Here is a 19,885-nt window from a genome sequence, read left to right as displayed (position 1 = left end):
ATCGGATGCACACATTTTATCAAACCCTCTTCCTGTCCAACAGGGTTAAAAGCGGTTTTTATTTCTTTGCATATGCGTATCATCAAACTGGCCCTGCTATCATTTTTATTTTTTGGTGTGCTCTTTTTCCTCATGGCGCAGCTCGTGCCTTCGGAGGTGCGCATTTCCAAAGCCATCAATTTTGCGCCAAATGATACGGCTATTTTGAAAAAAGTGCGGGATACGGCAATGTGGCCCAGCTGGCACCCTGCATATGCCAATGGCAGTCCTGCAAAACAAAAAGTTTCCCTGCGTACCCAAAACGATTCAGTGGTGATTATGGATATAACCCATGCCTCGGGCAAATCCGTTTCCAATGGCTGGGAGCTGCACCGATTTGGTGCTGCCGACTCGCTTACGCTGCAATGGTATATGGATTTCAAGCTTTCCCCTTTGCCCTGGCACCGCTTCAGCAGTCTTTTTTATGAAGGCACTTATGGCCGCATGATGGAGCAGGGATTGCGCAACCTCAAAGCAGGCCAGCAGCAGGCACCCTAATTTTTTCATGTTTTTTTACGGCAGCCTGCAACGATATGCAACTAACCATTGTCAGCCCATTAACCCCCGGGCTGTATGGATGATCACCAATTGGTAGCGGAATGTTTAAAACATAGGCCGGCAGCCCAACGAATGCTGTACGACCGATTTGCCGGGCCCATGTTGGGCGTATGTTACCGGTATACCAAGTCCATGGGTGATGCAGAAGATGTGTTGCAGGAGGGTTTTGTAAAAGTGTACCGATACTTAAGCCAATACAAGGGTTCAGGTGAACTGGGCGCCTGGATACGGCGCATCATGGTGACAACGGCACTCAACTACCTGAAAAAACATGTACGCTACCAATCGGAGCTGGCATTTGAATCGGACCACCTGCACCCCGTAAGCACCGATGACCCACAGGTAAGCCTGCAGGCAAAAGAACTTGCAGAACTGATCAGGCAATTGCCGGTTGGCTACCAAACCATTTTCAATTTGCACGCAGTGGAAGGATACACTCATGTGGAGATCGGGCAGATGTTGGGTATACATGAAGGCACATCGAGGTCGCAGTATGCCCGTGCCCGTGCCCTGCTTATAACCTGGATCGAAAAAAAAATGTTGGACCATAAACCAGGCAGCTATGCACGATCAGGAATTTGAACGCTCGGTGCAGCAGAAAATGCAGGAGCTGTCCTTCACACCTTCACCACCTGTGTGGGAGGAAGTGGAGGCAAAGATTCGTGCACCCAGGAAAAAGCGGCGCATTGTATTATGGCTTGCTTTCCTTGGTGTAGGAATGGGTGTTACAGGTGTGCTATGGTTGTATAATGCGGGAAATACATCGGTAAACGAAAGCCTCAATACCAGGCAAAAGGAAATAAATCGGCCAGCAGATGCTATTACCTCAAAGAAGGAAAGCAATCGTGCAAACCAAATTGAAACCAGTGCAGCTAAAACAAATGATCCTGGCAGGCAGCCGAGCAATCAGGAGTTTCAAGTTGGTGAAAATTCAAAATATATGCGGGGCAAATCATCCAGTGATTTGTCCAACAAAATCGCATTTTTAAATATAGAACCTGCTATACCAAATACGGATATTTTTTCTGAATCAGCGGGTTTAGAATCGACTATTGAAAAAAACGATAAGAGTTTTGAAGCCATATCTTCCTTACCGGCAGAAAGGTTTTATTCAATAGGCAATCGCCAGCCGGATAGCGCACTGTTCAAAACAGTGGCTATTAAAAAAGTGGAGAAACAACTTACCCGGTTAGCATGGATTGTTCAGTTAAGATATGGCCGCTCCTGGGCGGGTGCAGATGGTATGCAAGGTGCAGCAAGCCTCAATTTTGCTGCTGATCCATCACCTTCCAATAATCCTGTGTTTGGCAATGTGCAGGCAAATATCACAGGTGGACCGTTCCTTTCCGCAGGGGTGCTTCTCAAAAAGAATATAAGCAGCCGGTTGAAAGGTTCGGCAGGGCTGCAGTATGCGTTGTACACCCAGAAGGTTGCCGTAGGCAGGAAGGTTTTAGTTAGTGCCAGCAGTAATGCCAACTTTCGCGCAATAGAATTGTACGAAGCCAACGGCGGGCAGGGTTCCTACCACAACAAGTTTCAAATGATCAGTGTTCCGTTGGCCCTGGAACTGAAACCTGTCCGGAGTATTCCCCTTTCTGTGCAGGCTGGAGTAGCGCCGGGTTACCTGGTCCGGAATAAAGCCTTGCAATATCTCCCGGGGACAACCTATTTCAGGGAAGTAGTGCCGGCTGTACAAAGATGGCAATTGCCAGTACATGCAGGTCTGCAGTACAGGATAGGGGCGACAAAAAATTGGGAGTTGCTTGCCGGGCCTTTTGCCAGCTACCATATTACCCCAATGGCTAACCGAAAATACAATGACCGCCATCTGGCATCCTTTGGTGCCGGTATACAGTTGCAGGTTAAATAATTTGTTTTACTCCTTTATAAGTATTCGATTCTTTACACTCCGCCGTGCAACGGAAAGGTTGCACAACTTGTCAGCTTTTAAATTCCTGCTTATGCCCACCCGTGTAAACCCTGTACAGCTACTGGTGCTGCTCTGCTTTCCCTTGCTTTTCACCAGTTGTTTAAAAGATGAATGCCGCAACAAGTTCACCATTTACCAACCCGTTTACAAAAGCCTTAGCTCGGTGCGTAAGGAGATGGGTTTTACGCAAGCCCGCAAGATGGAACGGCCCGGCAAAATATACCAGTATGGTGCTTACCTGCTCGTAAACGAACTGTGGAAGGGCATTCATGTATTTGACAATACCAATCCTGCAAGCCCGCGGAAACTTGGGTTTATCAATATCTTGGGCAATGTAGATATTGCCATCCGCAACAATGTGCTCTACGCTGATTCGTACAGCGACCTGGCCGTTATACCGGTCAGTAACTGGACAGAGGCAAAGCCAGTGACGTTCCGCAATAAAGTTTTCAACGACGGCTTTGTTTCCTGGGGTAATCAAACCAACCCCGACTCGGTTCAGGTGATCGTTGATTACGTGGAGCGCGACACTATTGTTGATTGCGCCACTTATACTACATGGTCGCGTTGCCCCAATTGCATGGTTGCTGATGCAGGTGGCCGTCCTGTTTTTGTAAATGCGGCAGCTGCAGCACCAGTGAATGGAGTAGGGGGCTCCATGGCGCGCTTTACAATGGTGAATGATTACCTCTATACCGTTACACAATCCGAACTTTCGGCCTTCCAGGTTACCGATCCGCTCAACCCGGTTAAAAGTAGTACCCAGAACCTGGGGTGGGGCATTGAAACCATATATCCATTTCAGAACAAGTTGTTTGTAGGTTCCAATACCGGCATGTTTATTTTTGACCTGGGCAATCCAGCCACCCCCGCAAGGCAGGGTGCCTTTAGCCATGTACGCAGTTGCGATCCTGTAATTGCTGATGGTTTTACGGCCTATGTAACCCTACGTTCTGGCGGTACCATGTGCGGTGGCACTTCCAACCAAATGGATGTAATCAATATCAACAACCTGCAAACGCCTTTCTTGGTAAAAACCATCGCCTTGCAAAACCCGCATGGCCTTTCAAAAGATGGCAACAGGCTTTTTGTTTGCGATGGTTTGGCAGGGCTTAAAATTTTTGATGTGCAGGACGAGCGGGACCCTAAACTAGTTCAAACTATTGGCGGCTTGGGTACTACTTACGATGTCATTGCACAGGATAAAATCGCGCTGGTTGTATCCGACCAGGGCATATTCCAGTTTGATTACAGCAACCTGCAGGCAATCAAACAAATCAGCAAAATCAACCTCAACTAACTGCTATGCGTCTTTTTATTCTTTTGCTTTTACTTTTTCCTTTCGTTTGGTTGCAGGCACAGGACAGCAGCCTGGCAAGGCAGCATAAAATTTCCTTTTCCTCTGTTACCCAAATTGGCCTTTTGGAAGGGCAGGCAGGCTTGGCCTTCCAGGTGCAAACAGTAAACGGCATTGCTGTTGGGCCCTGGCAATTAGGCCTGGGTACCGGTATCGATAAATATGGCGTCAGGAGTGTGCCGGTATTTGTACAGGCGCAATATGGCTTACCCGTTTTGGACCGCAGCTTTTCTGTATACCTCGATGGTGGCCGCAGCTTTACCTGGCCGGAGCAAAGCCTGCAACGAGCATATGCTACGGAGCAAAACGGCTGGTACTGGGATGCAGGTTTGCAATACCAATTCAAAGGAAAAAGGGCTGCCGGTCCTGTATTCAGCCTGGGTTACTCCGGGAAAACTTATGGATGGGAAGAAAACATGGATGTGCAATGTGTACGTGCACCTTGCCCGGGTTACCACACTGCGTACAAATACATTTACCGGAGAATTTCGCTCAAGGCTGGTATTAAATTGTAGGATTTTTTTCCTGGTCAGGCCAGGTTGAATAGGGATGCTCCGAGATATAGGAATTGTAGTAAGGCAATTGACCGGTTACCTCAACACCAATCCAGGGGGGAAGACTAAAAATGCTGTCTGCATCAGGAAGTTCTATTTCTGCTAACACCAGTCCTTCGTTGGCTCCCATAAATTCATCCACTTCCCAAACCATGCCTGCATACACCAGTTTGTAGCGCCGCTTTTCTATTACACCGGAACAAAAATCAGCCAGCAATTCGCTGGCTTCTGTTTGTGGAATACCATATTCGTATTCTGCGCGGCTGGCACCCACGGAAATGCCTTTTATGGTTAAGAACCCTCCTGTTTCAGTTAGCCTTACCCGGATGGTCTTTTCAGGTGTGGTAAGCATATAGCCCTGGCTGTACAACTCGCCGGCGCCTTTATCGGTATTGTTCCAAATAGCTTTGTTGACGAGGTACTTCCTTTCTATCTCTACACCCATGGTGCATAGCTACGAAAAACGATGGGAATAAAATAAGGGAGTTCCGTTCCAAATGAGTTATCCTTCCTTTTCATTGGAAAGTATAAGGGTCTTTTCGTCCTGAAGGAATTTTACATTCCGTTGAATGCCTTTCCATTTGGCGCGGCTCATGGGGCTTTGCTTAAATATTTTCCGGAAAGCCTCTTCGCTCAGGGCTTCCCAGTCGCGGGTGGTGAAATTGAGGATTTCCGGGATGGGGTTGAACTGTGCTTCCTGGTGTGGCTTGCTGAAGCGGTTCCAGGGGCAAACATCCTGGCAGGTATCGCAACCAAACATCCAGTTTTGAAAACGGCCTTTTTGCTCTTCGGGGATAAGCGCATCTTTCAACTCAATGGTGAAATAAGAGATACACTGGCTGCCATTGATTACTTTATCCGGACCAATGGCCTGTGTAGGACAGGCATCAATACATTTACGACAAGACCCGCAAAAGTCCTTGGCATATGGGTCGTCGTATTCCAATTCCAGGTCCACTATGAGGGTAGCGATGAAGAAAAAGGAACCGCTGTCCTTGGTAATGAGGTTGCCGTTTCTGCCCAGCCAGCCCAGGCCACTACGTTGTGCCCAGCTGCGTTCCAGAACCGGTGCAGAGTCCACAAATCCACGACCTTCCACCTGGCCAACTGCCGTTTGCAGTTCGGCCATCATGCCTTTCAATGCATTTTTAATTACCGTGTGGTAATCAACGCCATAAGCATACTTCGATACCCTTGTCGCTGTGTGTTCCGCTGTTTGCTGCGGGTAGTAGTTTTTCAGAAACGTGATCACCGACTTTGCGCCGGGAACCAGTTTGGTTGGATCAATCCGGAGATCGAAATAATTTTCCATGTACTGCATTCCTCCATGCAGTCCCTGGTGCAGCCAGCGCTCCAGCCGGCGGGCATCCTCATCCAACACCTGGGCACGCGCAATACCACATTGGTCAAAGCCATATTGCTTTGCCAGGTCTTTCACCATCCGCGTTTGTAGTGCCTTATTCACAACGCAAAGTTCTAGCTATTTGGCCGAATAAACTGTTAACGGAGTTCTGCAGTTTGTTGCCCATGCATTCCTAATTAAAAGCATATGTAGGAAAGATTGTACAAACGGAATATTTTGCAAGCTGATCATTATCCCCTGACCACTAACTAACAAAACTCACTGCATGCGAAACCTGCTTACTACCTTTTTATTATTCTCGTGCCTTTTGTCCAGTAAAGCCCAGAACAGCCCCATTACGAAGTTTGGAAAAATCGATCCGCTCACCTTTGCCGCTAAAGCCTATTCCGTAGATAGCAGCGCGGGTGCTGTGATTTTATTTGATCACGGCCGCACCGAAATTGAAGGCAACCAGAAAGGATGGTTTAGTATGCGCCACACCCACAGGCGCAGGGTACATATCTTAAAAAAAGATGGTTATGACCACGCCAAGGAAATGGTTGCCCTGTACAAAGACAACGACGGTGAAACCAGTTTACAAAACCTGAAGTGTGCTACCTATAATTTGGAAGATGGCAAGGTGGTAGAAACCAAACTGGAGAAATCCCAGGTGTTTGAAGAGCAGGTAGACAAAAACCGGAAACGTGTTCGTTTTACTGCACCAGCCGTTAAGGAAGGATCTATTGTGGAATATGAATATACCATTCTTTCCGACTTCTATTTTTCTCTGATGCCCTGGGAGTTCCAGGGAAGTATACCAAGGCTCTGGAGTGAATACCAGTTTGCGGTACCGCAGTTCATGGACTACCTGTTTTTTGCACAGGGATATGTGCCCTTTCATATAAAAGAAAAAAAAGACAGGGTGGACTTCTTTTCTGTTACATCCAATGGGATAGATTCTAAAAGACAATCCTTCAGTGCAGGCGTAAGCGAATACCGTTGGGTAATGAAAGAGGTAGGCGTACTGAAGGACGAAAATTTTACCTCAACGCTCGAAAATCATATTGCCAAGATTGAATTTCAGCTGTCGGGTTACCGCGAACCTTTAAGCCACCAGTCCATATTGAACGATTGGCCTACGGTAAGTAAAAACCTCATGGAGCGTGATGATTTTGGCAAATTGGTAAATGCCAACAACGGTTGGCTGGATGATATTTTAAAACCAATCCTTGATGGTACGACCAGCCAGCAGGAGCAGGCACAAAAAATCTTTGCTTATGTAAGGGATCATTTCACCTGTACCGACAGGCGGGCTCTTTTTGCAGAACAAAGCTTGCGCAACGTGGTAAAAACCGGGAAGGGCAATGTTTGCGAACTTAACCTTTTACTTGTTACCCTGATGCGACATGCTGGCCTGGAGGCCAACCCCGTAATCTTAAGCACAAGGGATAACGGGTTGGCCAATGTAGTTTACCCGCAATTGAGCAAATACAATTATGTGGTAGCAAAGGCCAGGCTTGGTGAAAAAGAAACCTTGCTGGATGCCACCCTGCCTCATTTAAGTTTTGGCAGGATGCCTTCGTATTGCTACAATGGAGCGGCCCGGCAGCTTGATGGCTTAGGCACGGCCCTGGAGCTTTCCCCCGACTCTTTGCTGGAGCGCAAACTGACTTATGTAGCCCTGAACAATGTGGGTGGTAAATGGGTTGGCATGCTGCAACAGGCCCCCGGATACTACCAGTCGCTCAACATCCGGGAAACCATTAGTGATAAGGGCAGAAAAGCTTTTGAAAAGGAATTGCAGACTGATTTTGAATCGGTAGCAACAATCAATAAAATCACGATTGACTCGCTGGACAACAAGGATGCAGTTTTGTTATACAAATGTGAGTTCGACCTGAAGATGAACGGTGAGGATATCCTGTATGTCAATCCTTTATTTAGTGACCGGTATTTTGAAAATCCTTTTAAAGCGGCCTCCCGTTCCTATCCTGTTGAAATGCCCTATGCATTTGAGAAAACCTACACAGCCAACATCACCGTTCCGGAAGGGTATGTGCTGGATGAAATGCCCAAGCAAATAAGAATGGCTATGAACGAAGACAGGGATGCGACGCTAGATTACTTGATTTCTTACTCCAATAATGTTGTCAGCATGCAGATGGTGCTCAAAATAAAACGCACCTGGTTTTCCCCTGATGAATATGATATGCTCCGGGAGTTTTTCAAACATGTTGTTGCCAAACAAAGCGAGCAACTGGTATTTAAAAAAGCAGCCAAATGAGGAACTTATTTTTAAGCGCACAGGTGTTGTTAGCGCTCCTTGTTTGCATGGCGGCACAGGCCGGCGAATATCCCACCAGTACCATTGCCCCTGCATTAAAAGAAAATGCCCACCTGGTAAAAAGGATGGAGGATATCCGTTTTGAAATCATTAGCCCGAAAGAAACGGTTTTGCACAAGAAATACGTTTATACGGTGCTGGACGAAGAGGGGGCAGCCTTGGCCGAACTGGAAGAGTCCTATGATGGTTTGCGCCAGGTAAAAAGCATAGAAGGCCGCCTGCTGGATGCCAGCGGAAAGGAAATAAGAACCTTTAGGAATAAAGATGTAAAGGATGTTAGTGCCATTTCTAATAGCAGTATATACGAAGACAGCCGGGTAAAGCGCCACAGCTTCGATTATCACCAGTACCCTTACACTGTTGCTTACGAAGTGGTCATTCGTTTCAACCATACCTTTTATTTCGAACCCTGGACACCCCAGGAGGCAGAAGGTGTAGCCGTAGAAGAAAGCAGGTTTACCCTGGTGCACCCTGTTGGTTATGCCCTGCGCACTAAGACTTATAACCAATCCATGCCGCCCACTACCAGGCAGGAAAATGGACGTCAAATTACCCAATGGGAGGTAAAGCAAAAGGCACCGGTAATAAGGCCTTATGCAGCACCGCCCTGGTATGAGTTGGTGCCGGTTGTATTTATAGGTCCAACCATTTTCCAGGTAGCGGGCTATGAAGGAAACATGGAAAGCTGGCAGGAGTTAGGGCGCTTTCAACACCAGCTCAACGCTGGCAAGGACCTGTTACCCGAACAGGTAAAACTGCAGGTGCAGGAGATCTGCAAAGAATCAAAAAGTGAGCAGGAGCAGGTTGTTGCTCTATACCGGTACCTGCAAAATAACACCCGTTATATCAGTGTGCAGATAGGTGTTGGCGGTTGGCAACCTTTTGATGCAGCCTATGTATCAAAGAACCGATATGGAGATTGTAAGGCACTATCCAATTATATGTATAGCCTGCTCAAGGAAGCTGGAATTACCTCCCACTTTGCCTTGGTAAAAGCAGGGGGTAGCCGCGATGCACACCGCATCATGGAAGATTTTCCGGCTTTCCAGTTCAACCACGCCGTTTTATGCGTACCCAACGGCAAGGATACCATCTGGCTGGAATGTACCAGCCAAACAGAAGAACCCGGTTATATGAGCAATTTCACGGGCAACCGTAAAGCCCTGCTCATTACACCAGAGGGGGGCAAACTGGTGCCTACACCCGTGTATGGCCTTGCCGAAAACCTCTTGCTCAGGTCAATGAAAGGGAGTTTGGATAAAGAAGGTAACCTCACACTCAAGATCAATACACGCTATACTGGTATACAGCAGGATGAAAAAAGGACCCTGGCCCGGAACCCGGATAAACAAAAAGTGATCGAAGAACTAAATAAAGAATATGACCTGCCATCTTACGAGGTAACGGCCTTCAGTTACCAACAAAAACATGGCAGCCTTCCGGAAGTGGATGAAGTGCTGGACCTCGATATTCCCCGTTTTGCAACCATCAGTGGCAAACGCATATTTATACAACCAAACCTGCTGGCGCAAAGCACAATGAAAATGAGCATGGATACCAGCCGTACCTGTGATTATGTTTTTGATGATCCATACCACGACGAGGATAGCCTGGAGCTGGTACTGCCCGAAGGGTACATGCCCGAAGCCATGCCCAAGCCGGTGACCTTGCATACTAAATACGGAACTTACCAATTTGCAGTGCAATTGGCGGGTAACAAACTGCAGTTTAGCAGGAAAGTAGAACGCTTTGCAATTAGGGTGCCCGCAACTGAAGGTCCTGAGCTGGTGCAGTTTTGGGATGCCGTATATAAAGCCGACCGCAGCAGGGTAGTGCTGGTACGGCAGGAATAATAACCTTGTATCAGGAACTGCCCCTTACTTGTTGTCTTCTTCCAGATGCAGCTTGTGAAAAAAGCGGTGAATGGAAGGTGCCAGTATAAAGCCCATGGTAGTTACAAACACGATACCACTGAACAAAGCGTATAGGGAAGAGAAGATTTTCCCTGAATAAGATTCAATGGTGATGACCGGGCCCATACCGCTCAGCAGCATACTGGAATTATGAAAAGCATCAATCCAGCTTGAGCCAGCGAGGTAGTGGTAGCCTAACACTCCGATGATGATACAGTTCATCAGGATGCCCATGGCCACGGCAAAATTCCAGGCTACACGCTTGTAGTACAAGGGAGCAGGAAGTATCGGGTCTGTTTTATGTTCGTACATCATCTAAAGCAGGAATGGTGGACCCTAAAAATAAGGGATGATACCGGCGTGGTATCATCCCTTATTTTATTTCAACTTCCTGATTATTGGCATTTACCTGGAAAAAGGGGCTCGAGTGCTGCACGCAATTGGTTCCGCACCGGCACCTTGGCTTCCTCCGTGGCTTCTTTTTGCAGGTACATAAATGCATAGCCCCGGCAGAAATCAACCAATGGCGTAGTACCGCCAAAAGATGGTGCCGATAGCACATCGGCCACCGCTCCCGGGTTCGTGCCCACCGACCAGGCTCCAGATGTATATTCAAAACCCTGCATCCCTTCCGGGCTGAACTTGCGGTTGGCTGGTGAGGTCATAATCTTTCGCAGTGCTGCCACCGATGCTTCACTAAGTATCCGCTGGCCATTGTGCATACCATTGTTTAGTAGCATGCGCAAAAACCGGGTATAATCAGCTGCCGTGCCGCGTGCACCATCTGCAGGGGAAAGCGCCGATCCATCCAGCGTGCTGAAGGTAGTTTGGCGCATACCTAGCGGCCGCAGCAGTTTTTGTTGTGCCAGCATATCAAATTTTTTCCTGGTCACAATTTCCAGTACCCTACCGGCTATATCTGGTCCCATGGTGTTATAGCGATGGGCTTCGCCTGCATTGTTTTGGATTTCTTTTTTTACATAACCCGCCACCGCTTCCTCCAGGTTGGCAAATTTCTTCTTTTCAAAAAATTTGATTGCTTTATTCGTCTCATTGTGGATGCCGGTAAAGTGAGACAGGCAATTGCCTATAGTAATATAGCTTTTACCATAAGAAGCAAAGGCTGGAATGTATTGACTCACCTTATCGTCCAACGATATTTTGCCTTCATCTACCAGTACCATCACCAGTGCTGCGGTCAGCCACTGGCTGCTTTGTCCCAGGTCGGCCTGGCCTCGCAGGGCACTAAAGGTTTTGCTGTCTTTGGTAAACAGCGTGGTGTCTTTGCTGGCAACCACCAGCACAAGTTCCTGTTTCAGGGTTTTTGCCTGTTGGTCTATGATGGCTGCGGCCCCTTCAAAGCGGTTTTGGGCCCCTGCAAACTGAAAAAATAACAGGAAAAGCAAAGCGGGACTGGCTTTCAGGCAGTTAGTACGGAATTTAGCTGACATCATTGCGGGAAAAATGAAATGGATTATGGTTTGCTAAACATACAACGTAAAACAAAAAACTATTGGTATGAACCTATCCAATTTTACCATAAAAGCCGCCGAAGCCATCCAGCAGTCGCAACAGCTTGCGTTTAATGGCAGCAACAGCCAGATTGAAACGGAGCATATCCTTAAAGCTTTGCTCGACCAGGAAGATTCGCCGGTGGAATACCTGTTGAAGAAAAATGCGGTGAACATTCCGCAACTGGAAAGCAGACTGGACCAGGCACTTGAGCGTTTGCCAAAGGTGAGTGGTGAGCCCGCCCAGCAAATCAGCCGTGATGGCAACAACGTGGTATTGCGTGCCGGTGCCGTACTCAAGCAGTTCAAGGATGAATTCATTACGCCTGAGCACCTGCTGCTGGCCATTGTGCAGGGCAACGATAATACCGCCAAGCTGCTAAAAGATTTTGGCGTCACCGAAAAAAGCCTGGTTGCCGCCATCAATGACCTGCGCAAAGGCAACACCGTTACCAGCCAAACACAGGAAACCCAGTTCAACACCCTGAAAAAGTACGCCAAAAACCTTAATGAAATGGCACGCCAGGGTAAGCTGGATCCGGTGATTGGGCGCGACGAAGAGATCCGCCGCACCCTGCACATCCTTTCGCGCCGCACCAAGAACAACCCTATCCTGGTGGGAGAGCCTGGTGTGGGTAAAACAGCTATTGCCGAAGGCCTTGCCATCCGCATAGTAAATGGTGATGTGCCCGAAAACCTGAAATCAAAAATTATTTATGCCCTTGATATGGGCCAGCTCATTGCAGGTGCCAAGTACAAGGGAGAGTTTGAAGAGCGTCTGAAAGGAGTAGTGAAAGAAGTAGCTACATCCGAAGGCGAGATCATCCTCTTTATTGATGAAATACATACCCTGGTAGGTGCCGGTGGTGGTGAGGGTGCCATGGATGCCGCCAACATCCTTAAGCCAGCACTAGCCCGTGGCGAGCTGCGTGCCATAGGCGCCACCACCCTTAACGAATACCAGAAGTATTTTGAAAAAGACAAAGCCTTGGAGCGTCGCTTCCAGAAGGTAATGATTGAAGAGCCTTCCATGGAAGATGCCATCTCCATTTTGCGCGGAGTGAAGGATCGTTATGAAACGCACCACCATGTGCGCATTAAGGACGAAGCCATCATTGCTGCTGTGGAGTTGTCGAGCCGTTATATTACCGACCGTTTTCTGCCCGATAAGGCTATTGACCTGATCGATGAAAGCGCCGCCAAGTTGCGCCTGGAAATGAACTCCATGCCCGAAGAGCTGGATGAACTGGAGCGCCGCATCCGCCAGCTGGAGATTGAACGGGAAGCCATCAAGCGCGAGAACGATGAAGAGAAGCTGAAGGAACTGAATACATCCATTGCCAACCTGGCCGTGGAGCGGGATACCCTGAAAGCCAAATGGCAGGAAGAAAAAGACTTGGTGGAGAAAATCCAAAATGCCAAGGCTGAAATTGAAAGCCTGAAGCTGCAGGCCGAACAGGCGGAAAGGGAAGGAGATTATGGCCGCGTAGCCGAGATCCGGTATGGCCGTGTGAAAGAGCAGGAGGCCAGGATCAACGGGTTGCAATCTGAACTCAATGAGTTGAGCCAGAACAGCCGCCGCCTGATGAAGGAAGAAGTGGATGCAGAAGATATAGCTGAAAGTATTGCCAAGTCAACGGGAATACCTGTGAGTAAAATGCTCCAGAGCGAACGCGAAAAGCTGCTGCACCTAGAAACCGAACTGCACCACCGCGTGGTGGGACAGGAAGAAGCCATAACAGCCGTTGCGGATGCCATCCGCCGCAGCCGCGCCGGTTTGCAGGATCCCAAGAAACCAATAGGCTCCTTTATCTTCCTGGGTACCACTGGTGTAGGTAAAACAGAGCTGGCCAAAGCTTTAGCCGAATACCTGTTCGACGACGAGCACATGATGACCCGCATTGACATGAGCGAGTACCAGGAAAAACATACCGTAAGCCGCCTGGTTGGTGCGCCTCCCGGATATGTTGGTTATGACGAAGGAGGGCAGCTTACCGAAGCGGTACGGCGCAAGCCCTACCAGGTGGTACTGCTCGACGAAATTGAAAAGGCGCACCCCGATGTGTGGAATATCATGTTGCAGGTGTTGGATGATGGCCGGCTTACAGATAACAAGGGCAGGGTGGTGAATTTTAAAAACACCATCATCATTATGACCTCCAACATGGGTTCGGACATTATCCAGGAAAACTTCGCCGATGTTACGGAGCGTAACCTGGATGTGGTGCTGGAGCGTACCAAAACTGAAGTGATGAGCCGCTTGAAAGAAACCATCCGTCCCGAGTTTTTAAACCGGGTAGATGAGATCATTCTTTTCCAGCCCCTGATGCGGAACGAGATAAAAGGTATCATTCGCATACAGCTGAACAACCTTAAAGAGTTGGTCGGCCGCAATGGCATCCAACTACAGTTCTCCGATTACCTGCTGGATTACCTGTCGGAGAATGGCTTTGACCCGCAGTTTGGAGCACGCCCGTTAAAGCGTTTGATCCAGAAGGAAATTGTGAATGGCCTGAGTAAAAAGATCCTTGCAGGAGATATAGATAAATCGCACCCCGTACTGGTAGATGTGTTTGATGGCGTAGTGGTGTTTCGGAATGATGTAGAGCAAGGGGTGATGAGTGAGCAGTGATGCGTGAAGTGGGGTAAGAACGGAGTAAGGATCAAATGCAAAATGGCCTTCCAATTGGAAGGCCATTTTGTGTGCTGCTGTGTGAAAAGAACCAGATTAAATGGGTAGCGGATCTTTGATATTGTAGAGTCCGGCAAATTCAGGTTGTAACTGTTCCTTGCTTTTATTACTGCCTTGCTGATATTAAACTTGCCCTGCCTGCTACAAACTATAAACTGTTATACTGTGTGCCGGTGCTGCCGCCACTTGTTTCGGCCATCAGGTTTACACTGTTGAGGGCCATAGAGGTCATCAGCTCATCGGCCTGGTGCTCTTCATCAAGGGTTTGCTCCAGCAGTCGTTCTGCTTCCTGCAACCCCAGTTGGCGGGCATAGGCTCGTGCCGTACCATAACCACAGATTTCGTAATGTTCAATCTTTTGTGCGCAGGCAATAATAGCCGCATCCAGCACTTCGGGGTTCATGTCTTCTGCAAGCACTTTTTGACCTTCTTCAATAAGGCCTTCCATGCCTTTACACTTTACGCCTTTTCCAAAAAGGTTGCCCAGCAAGCCGCCATCATCCTGTTGCTGGTGGTCGCCCAAAATGGATTGCACCTGTGTCAGGCGGTCTACCTGGTTGCGGGTAACCTGAAGGTGTTGCTCCAGTGCCAGGCGCAGTTGGGGGTTGTGTGCCTTGGCAATCATCTGGGGCATGGCTTCAATAATCTGTGTTTCTGCCGAATAAAGATCTGCTACTTCATGGGTAAGCAGGTCTCTTAAATCACGCATTTTTTCCATAACGGTTTATTTGTGCCTGAACGGGTATAATTTGTTCCGTTCAAACGATTAAGGGTGAAAAGCTTTAACTGATATCTTCCTGGCTAGGTCGTCCGTCGGTTGCCTGCCGGGTATGCTGGTTTTCCATACCATCGCCACTGCCACCTGAGGCATCATCGCGACCACTGTTGCCGCCCAGTTCGCCGATGCCGGCTACTGAACCACTACCGGTGCCTATTTCCTGTTCTATGTCGCGCTTTTGCTCCTCAGTTACATCCCGCATAGGCTGTCTTTGCTCAATGCGGCTGCGGCCCTGGTTTTCGGCGCTGCCGCTTCCTTCCTGTGGTTGGTTGTTCATAATCTTTTTTTTAGGGTGCACAAGTATGGTGCCTAAGCACCTTCAACTTTTAGTATTGAGGCCTTTTCTGAAGCACCATGTAGTGCTATACCGATGATTAATCTTTGGGCTTGTCCTTTAATTGTCCTTCAGTAACATAGTGGCGCTTGCCTTTATCGTCTACCCAGTAATAACGGGAGTGGTTATCTATAAAAATGTTTTCACCATTGGGGCCAACCTTGTCCTTGTGCTCGGTATCGGTAACCCGAGATTTACCCTTGGAGGCAATTTCTGCAGTTTTGTTGCCCGCTTTTTTTGCGCCTTTCTTTATGTCCTGGCCCACTTTCTCCACTTTACTGTTTTGTGCAAATGCAGGTACCGTTAGGCTTGTGGCAGCAAGGATTGCTGCAATGGAAAGTATCTTTTTCATAGTGTTTTGTCTAAGGGTTTAACAATGATGTCAAGGTTCAGTAGTGCTCCTAAAACAGTGCCAGTGTAAACTTTGGGGCAACGATGCACCCCAATTCTACAAAGGGCAAAAAAAAGCCGGAAGCGCTTGCTTCCGGCTTGTTTTTAAGTTTTCTGACTTGTTATTGAATAGCTTTAGCAATAGCTGCAACTGGGATGGTATTGGCCATAGCTACTATTTTGTCCTGGTTATAGCCGGGTGCCTTCAGGGTGATCAGGCTATTGTTCAAGGGCAGTTGTACTTCGAATGCATCTTTTTCTCCCGTGCTGCTCACTTTTGTAACCAGGGCTTTATACCCGTTTATTTTGACCACTTTCTGGTCAGGATTATTTCCCAGTATCGGCAAGGCCAGCAAGCCGTTGAGGGCTCCAAGCAGGGGTGAATTGGTAATTACTTCCAGGCTGACCTTGTCCTCACTTCCATCCTGGGCAATTGCTTTCCCGTAGTCGCGGTGAATAACCACACCGGTAAAACCAGAAGCACCTGTTACTTCATCGTGGGGGATATTGGCAGAAAGTGTATCCAGTTTTTGTGGCAGCAGGGTCAGGACTTCTTTACCGGTAATGATGTCCAGTTCATGCATCATCTGCTGCATGGCAAAGCGGGCATCCTCAAGTTTACCACCGGTATAGGCGGTGCGGGCTTCGGTAAGGTGTTTGGCAAAATCCTGGGCTTGCAGGCTGCTGCCCAGCAAAAGGCCAAGGGCTACTATAAGCAGTTTCATATAAAAAAGTTGAGGGTTTTATTTTTCGTTTAGCAGGTCTTTGATCTTTTCAATGTCCACCGCTTCGGCGGCTTTCATGAATTCCTGTTCATTGGCAAAGTTGACGCCTTCTAGCATGAAAAGGGTGGACTGTCCAAGGGGCACACTGAGTTTGTAACCCGAACTTTCATCATACTCGATCACCGCACGATTGTTCTTCAGCCTTGTTTGTTTCCAGTTTTGCTGGCCACCCATCGACTGGTTCATCATGCCGGATGTTAAGTACATATTGATGGCCTGCATCCACATGGCATTGTTGGTAATATTAATGGTAAGGGCTTTGTCCTCCTTCTGGTATTCGCGCTTAATGATGAGCCCGGCCCAGCCCCATCCGGTAGAGGCTACCTGGTCCTGTTGTGCCTGCCTTGGAAGGCTTAAGATTTCTTCGGGCAAAGCTTTGAGGATGCTTTGGCCGATCTGGAGTTCCACACCCAGCATGGCCTGTTGCAGGGCATACCTGGCTTCTCCATAATTTTTGGTGGCATAAGCAGACTCTGAAGTAGTAAGATTGGCCGCCACATCAGGGGGCGTGGCAATCAGTCCCAGGCCGGCCTTGTTGGTAGGCCGGCCACTGCTGGAAGGTGAAGCGTTCGGCAGTTCACCGGCAGGTGTTCCGCCAGCAGGCGAACTGTTGTTGCCGCCGCTGTTTACCGTGTTAAGTACATTGTTGGCAGCGTTAGATACTTTTTTGAGAAACTTACCTTGTGCATGGACAGGGGCAGCCATAGCCAGCAGGATACAACTGCCAAAGGCTAATTTTAAGGGGTGCATAGTAAGGGATTTAAACAGCAAATTAGTTTTGAAAAGGCTGCTTTTCAAGGGGACGACTTAATTGGGTGGTAAAGATATCCGGCAAAGCAACCCTTACTATGCGCAACATTACAAGCGGTTAATTACCCGTGGTATTCGGTTCTGCGGTCATCATGTTCATCAAACCGTTTTCTTCTTTTTTCCGCAGGCCAAAATTGTAGCGCAGCGTTATTCCAAAACGGCGCGAATCGTTCTCCCGGTAACCTTTTGCATTAATGGATCCCTGCCGGAGTACAAAGCTGTTGTTGTTGGTGAAAAATACATCGTTGATGCTGAAACCCAGGGTCATTTTCTTTTGCAGCAGTTGCCTGTTCAGGCTGAAGTTGAGTGCACCAAAGGACCCCAGTTCATAAAACTGCAACTGGCCCTTAAACCGGGCAAAGCCATTCATGTTGAGGGTTGTCAGCTTGTTGATTTTGAAAGAATGAAATGTAAACACCGTCCAGCTGGCACGGCTAAAGCTCAGGGGCTTGGTTTCGTACAAACCAGCGTACAGGTTGTGGTTGTACTGTACACCCGCTACAAAAAAGTAGCGCTTGCCGGGCGGTATGGCACCCAGTGCCCTGAAGTATATTTCCTTGTTGGTGCCTAGGTTGTCGTACGTACGGTAGGTAAGCGCACTGCTTGTATCGGCCTGGTACACTACCTGCGAAAAGATATCCTTTGTATTGTTTACGCCAACGGCAATGATGGGCCGTTCATCAACCGATACATTGGCCTCAAAGTTTTGGGTGAACTGGGGCCTGAGTGCCGGATTGCCTGATTCATATAAGTAGGGATCGATCACCTTTGGTGCCGGGTTCAGGTATTCGTATGCCGGGCGGTTGATGGTGCGGCGGTACACCAGGTAGGCTTTCAGGTCGTAGCCAGCTATCCGCATCAGGTTGCGGCTAAGGTATACATACGGAAATGCGTCGGTGCGCTGGATGCGGAATGCGGTATCGTAAGGCACCTGCTGACGGCCTTCCATACGGGTATGCTCTACCCTGGCACCTGCCTTCACTACAATGCCTTTTAGATTTTTGGAGCCTTGTAAATAACCTGCATGGATGTGTTCGTCGTACCGGTATCGGTTGGTGCGCAGCTTATCGGGAACCATATTGCCATTAATGGTGTATGCAAAATCAGCTTTGCTGTCCAGCCAGATATTCGTGGTTTTCAGGCCTGTTTCCAGCCTGATGCCACCTGCAATTTTATGGACCAGGTTGGTTTGCGCCTGAAATTGCTGAACGCCTCTTTCCTGTTTGCCATTGGCAGGCAGAGCCGGCCGCTGGGGCAAAAGATAGGTGGTCAGGAAATCCTGGTGCAGGGAAGAGGGCAGGAGGGTATAGCTCAGGTCGGTTGTCCATTCATCTCCTTCCTTGCGCCCTTTCAGTTTGGCAGAAAGCCCCTGTACCAATACCAGTCCTTTGTTGCCTGTTGTTACATCCGCTATATTCTTGGCCAGTTGGTTTTTGGTGTTGCCTGCCTCTATCACCGACAAATTGGTACTCCGGTTATCTGATTGGTTCAACGTAATGCGGCCATCATAGGAAAGGTCCACCCTTTTATTTGGGCTAAAGGTGGTACCGAAGGCGGCATAAACCGACTGGGCAGGGTAACTTGTACGAGCAGCCTGCCGCAGCAGGGTATCGCCGCCAAACACCCTGTCGGTATTGAGCTGTTCGTAATTGTTGCGGTGGTTGTATTGCAGGTTGGCAAAACTGCTCCACTTGCGATTGTTGTTGTTTAGGGTTAGGCCGGCAAACTGGTTGCCATACCGGCCCTGGTTCATGCCCAGGTTTACACTACCGGTCATACCTATGCGAACTCCTTTCTTAAGGATGATATTAATGATGCCGCCTCCACCGGATGCATCGTAGCGAGCAGAGGGCGTACGCAGCACTTCAATGGATGCGATGGCGTTTGGAGGCAGGCTTTTCAGCATGGTGGCAATATCTGCTGCACTCATTCTTTGTTCCCGCCCATTGATGAAAATAGCGGCAGCGCTGGTGCTGCTGAGAAAGACATTGCCATTTTGGTCGGCAAATACTCCCGGTGTTTTTTCCAGCAGTTCATAGGCGTTGGTAGAAGCTGGGACCAATGGCTCAGGGTCTACAATGGTTTTATCATCTTCCTGCCGCACCAGGGGTTTGGAAGCCACAATGGTCACGCCCTTCAAAGCTTTAGTTTCTGGTTGCAAGGTCAGTGTTAGTTCTGTTGCCTGCTCAACAACAATCATCTGGTTTATATTGATATAGCCAACGGAGCTGACCCTCGCCTGGTAGGTTCCGGGCGCTAGGGTAAAGTTGGTCATACCCGCTGCATCAGACCTGTTGGTGCTTTTTTGTGTGCTGTCCTTTTCGGGAAAAAGGGTAACGGTTGCAAAAGGAACCGGCTGCTGCGCAGGGTTGATAATCTTCAGGTGCAGGTTTTGTGCGGAGGAAACAAAAGCGGTGAGGCAAAAAAAAGCGGCGATGATGCATTTCATTGCCGCAAAGGTAAGGTGCCGGTTATTTGGCCTTGGTTTGTAAAATGCAAATGCCCCGGTACGATGCAAAAAGCATTGTACCGGGGCGCTTGTTGGTCA

The 19,885-nt window shown here is 48.5% G+C and carries 18 protein-coding genes; 8 read left to right on the top strand and 10 right to left on the bottom strand.

All coding sequences use genetic code 11. The features are described from left to right. The first annotated feature begins 72 nt into the window (after positions 1-72). From BUE76_RS14480 to BUE76_RS14460, 5 genes are all read left to right on the top strand, one after another. Positions 73-537, top strand: coding sequence for a hypothetical protein (locus tag BUE76_RS14480; protein WP_073041124.1), 465 nt, complete (start codon positions 73-75; stop codon positions 535-537). A 75-nt stretch (positions 538-612) separates the two neighbouring features. Then, positions 613-1,179 carry an RNA polymerase sigma factor gene (locus BUE76_RS14475; protein WP_073041122.1) on the top strand — a complete coding sequence of 189 codons (567 nt, stop codon included), beginning with the start codon at positions 613-615 and terminating at the stop codon, positions 1,177-1,179. A 64-nt stretch (positions 1,180-1,243) separates the two neighbouring features. Next, entirely contained in the window at positions 1,244-2,467 is a 1,224-nt protein-coding gene (locus BUE76_RS14470; protein ID WP_143313425.1) for a hypothetical protein, read from the top strand. A gap of 91 nt (positions 2,468-2,558) precedes the next feature. Next, the gene (locus BUE76_RS14465) at positions 2,559-3,827 is read left to right on the top strand and encodes an LVIVD repeat-containing protein (protein ID WP_143157232.1); all 1,269 of its coding nucleotides are present in this window, start codon (positions 2,559-2,561) and stop codon (positions 3,825-3,827) included. Between the two features lie 5 nt (positions 3,828-3,832). Then, positions 3,833-4,399, top strand: coding sequence for a hypothetical protein (locus tag BUE76_RS14460; protein WP_073041119.1), 567 nt, complete (start codon positions 3,833-3,835; stop codon positions 4,397-4,399). Here BUE76_RS14460 and BUE76_RS14455 read toward each other — a convergent pair. Both BUE76_RS14455 and queG read right to left on the bottom strand, forming a co-directional pair. Then, positions 4,389-4,883, bottom strand: a complete 495-nt coding sequence (locus BUE76_RS14455; protein ID WP_073041117.1) for a CYTH domain-containing protein — start codon at positions 4,881-4,883, stop codon at positions 4,389-4,391. The genes BUE76_RS14460 and BUE76_RS14455 overlap by 11 nt on opposite strands. 57 nt (positions 4,884-4,940) lie before the next feature. Further along, the gene (gene queG / locus BUE76_RS14450) at positions 4,941-5,903 is read right to left on the bottom strand and encodes a tRNA epoxyqueuosine(34) reductase QueG (RefSeq protein ID WP_245798317.1); all 963 of its coding nucleotides are present in this window, start codon (positions 5,901-5,903) and stop codon (positions 4,941-4,943) included. 163 nt (positions 5,904-6,066) lie between these two features. On the opposite strand from queG, the gene BUE76_RS14445 reads away from it, so the two are divergent. Then, positions 6,067-8,064 carry a transglutaminase domain-containing protein gene (locus tag BUE76_RS14445; protein WP_083596399.1) on the top strand — a complete coding sequence of 666 codons (1,998 nt, stop codon included), beginning with the start codon at positions 6,067-6,069 and terminating at the stop codon, positions 8,062-8,064. Beyond that, a complete protein-coding gene (locus tag BUE76_RS14440; RefSeq protein ID WP_073041111.1) occupies positions 8,061-9,977 on the top strand; it encodes a DUF3857 domain-containing transglutaminase family protein in 1,917 nt (638 codons plus the stop codon). Before BUE76_RS14445 ends, BUE76_RS14440 begins: the two co-directional genes overlap by 4 nt. A gap of 24 nt (positions 9,978-10,001) precedes the next feature. On the opposite strand, the gene BUE76_RS14435 is transcribed toward BUE76_RS14440, so the two are convergent. Together BUE76_RS14435 and BUE76_RS14430 are read right to left on the bottom strand one after the other, a co-directional pair. Further along, a complete protein-coding gene (locus BUE76_RS14435; RefSeq protein WP_216820666.1) occupies positions 10,002-10,352 on the bottom strand; it encodes a hypothetical protein in 351 nt (116 codons plus the stop codon). An 80-nt stretch (positions 10,353-10,432) separates the two neighbouring features. Continuing rightward, a complete protein-coding gene (locus BUE76_RS14430) occupies positions 10,433-11,491 on the bottom strand; it encodes a serine hydrolase domain-containing protein (protein WP_083596397.1) in 1,059 nt (352 codons plus the stop codon). A gap of 64 nt (positions 11,492-11,555) precedes the next feature. Here BUE76_RS14430 and clpB point away from each other — a divergent pair, with 64 nt between their 5' ends. After that, a complete protein-coding gene (gene clpB / locus BUE76_RS14425) occupies positions 11,556-14,180 on the top strand; it encodes an ATP-dependent chaperone ClpB (RefSeq protein WP_073041107.1) in 2,625 nt (874 codons plus the stop codon). A gap of 208 nt (positions 14,181-14,388) precedes the next feature. On the opposite strand, the gene BUE76_RS14420 is transcribed toward clpB, so the two are convergent. The 6 genes from BUE76_RS14420 to BUE76_RS14395 all read right to left on the bottom strand — a co-directional run bounded on the left by BUE76_RS14420 (position 14,389) and on the right by BUE76_RS14395 (position 19,786). After that, positions 14,389-14,949, bottom strand: a complete 561-nt coding sequence (locus tag BUE76_RS14420) for a YciE/YciF ferroxidase family protein (protein ID WP_216820665.1) — start codon at positions 14,947-14,949, stop codon at positions 14,389-14,391. Between the two features lie 73 nt (positions 14,950-15,022). After that, positions 15,023-15,295, bottom strand: a complete 273-nt coding sequence (locus BUE76_RS14415; RefSeq protein ID WP_073041103.1) for a hypothetical protein — start codon at positions 15,293-15,295, stop codon at positions 15,023-15,025. A 97-nt stretch (positions 15,296-15,392) separates the two neighbouring features. Further along, positions 15,393-15,704: a hypothetical protein gene (locus BUE76_RS14410; protein WP_073041101.1), complete on the bottom strand. Its 312-nt coding sequence runs from the start codon at positions 15,702-15,704 to the stop codon at positions 15,393-15,395. 160 nt (positions 15,705-15,864) lie between these two features. Further along, on the bottom strand, positions 15,865-16,467 hold the full coding sequence (locus BUE76_RS14405; RefSeq protein WP_073041100.1) for a hypothetical protein: 603 nt from the start codon (positions 16,465-16,467) through the stop codon (positions 15,865-15,867). 18 nt (positions 16,468-16,485) lie between these two features. Further along, on the bottom strand, positions 16,486-17,277 hold the full coding sequence (locus BUE76_RS14400; protein WP_076026738.1) for a hypothetical protein: 792 nt from the start codon (positions 17,275-17,277) through the stop codon (positions 16,486-16,488). A gap of 118 nt (positions 17,278-17,395) precedes the next feature. After that, a complete protein-coding gene (locus BUE76_RS14395; RefSeq protein ID WP_073041555.1) occupies positions 17,396-19,786 on the bottom strand; it encodes a TonB-dependent receptor in 2,391 nt (796 codons plus the stop codon). Between the last annotated feature and the right edge of the window lie 99 nt (positions 19,787-19,885).

The organism is Cnuella takakiae (assembly GCF_001953305.1).
In the GTDB taxonomy this organism is placed as follows: Bacteria; Bacteroidota; Bacteroidia; order Chitinophagales; family Chitinophagaceae; genus Flavisolibacter; species Flavisolibacter takakiae.
This window is presented reverse-complemented; position numbering and strand designations above follow the sequence as displayed.

Coding starts and splice junctions, on each gene's coding strand:
- BUE76_RS14480 (WP_073041124.1), top strand. CDS start 73: ATGCGTATCATCAAACTGGCCCTGCTATCATTTTTATTTTTTGGTGTG.
- BUE76_RS14475 (WP_073041122.1), top strand. CDS start 613: ATGGATGATCACCAATTGGTAGCGGAATGTTTAAAACATAGGCCGGCA.
- BUE76_RS14465 (WP_143157232.1), top strand. CDS start 2,559: ATGCCCACCCGTGTAAACCCTGTACAGCTACTGGTGCTGCTCTGCTTT.
- BUE76_RS14460 (WP_073041119.1), top strand. CDS start 3,833: ATGCGTCTTTTTATTCTTTTGCTTTTACTTTTTCCTTTCGTTTGGTTG.
- BUE76_RS14455 (WP_073041117.1), bottom strand. CDS start 4,883: ATGGGTGTAGAGATAGAAAGGAAGTACCTCGTCAACAAAGCTATTTGG.
- BUE76_RS14445 (WP_083596399.1), top strand. CDS start 6,067: ATGCGAAACCTGCTTACTACCTTTTTATTATTCTCGTGCCTTTTGTCC.
- BUE76_RS14440 (WP_073041111.1), top strand. CDS start 8,061: ATGAGGAACTTATTTTTAAGCGCACAGGTGTTGTTAGCGCTCCTTGTT.
- BUE76_RS14435 (WP_216820666.1), bottom strand. CDS start 10,352: ATGATGTACGAACATAAAACAGACCCGATACTTCCTGCTCCCTTGTAC.
- BUE76_RS14430 (WP_083596397.1), bottom strand. CDS start 11,491: ATGATGTCAGCTAAATTCCGTACTAACTGCCTGAAAGCCAGTCCCGCT.
- clpB (WP_073041107.1), top strand. CDS start 11,556: ATGAACCTATCCAATTTTACCATAAAAGCCGCCGAAGCCATCCAGCAG.
- BUE76_RS14420 (WP_216820665.1), bottom strand. CDS start 14,949: ATGCGTGATTTAAGAGACCTGCTTACCCATGAAGTAGCAGATCTTTAT.
- BUE76_RS14415 (WP_073041103.1), bottom strand. CDS start 15,295: ATGAACAACCAACCACAGGAAGGAAGCGGCAGCGCCGAAAACCAGGGC.
- BUE76_RS14410 (WP_073041101.1), bottom strand. CDS start 15,704: ATGAAAAAGATACTTTCCATTGCAGCAATCCTTGCTGCCACAAGCCTA.
- BUE76_RS14405 (WP_073041100.1), bottom strand. CDS start 16,467: ATGAAACTGCTTATAGTAGCCCTTGGCCTTTTGCTGGGCAGCAGCCTG.
- BUE76_RS14400 (WP_076026738.1), bottom strand. CDS start 17,277: ATGCACCCCTTAAAATTAGCCTTTGGCAGTTGTATCCTGCTGGCTATG.
- BUE76_RS14395 (WP_073041555.1), bottom strand. CDS start 19,786: ATGAAATGCATCATCGCCGCTTTTTTTTGCCTCACCGCTTTTGTTTCC.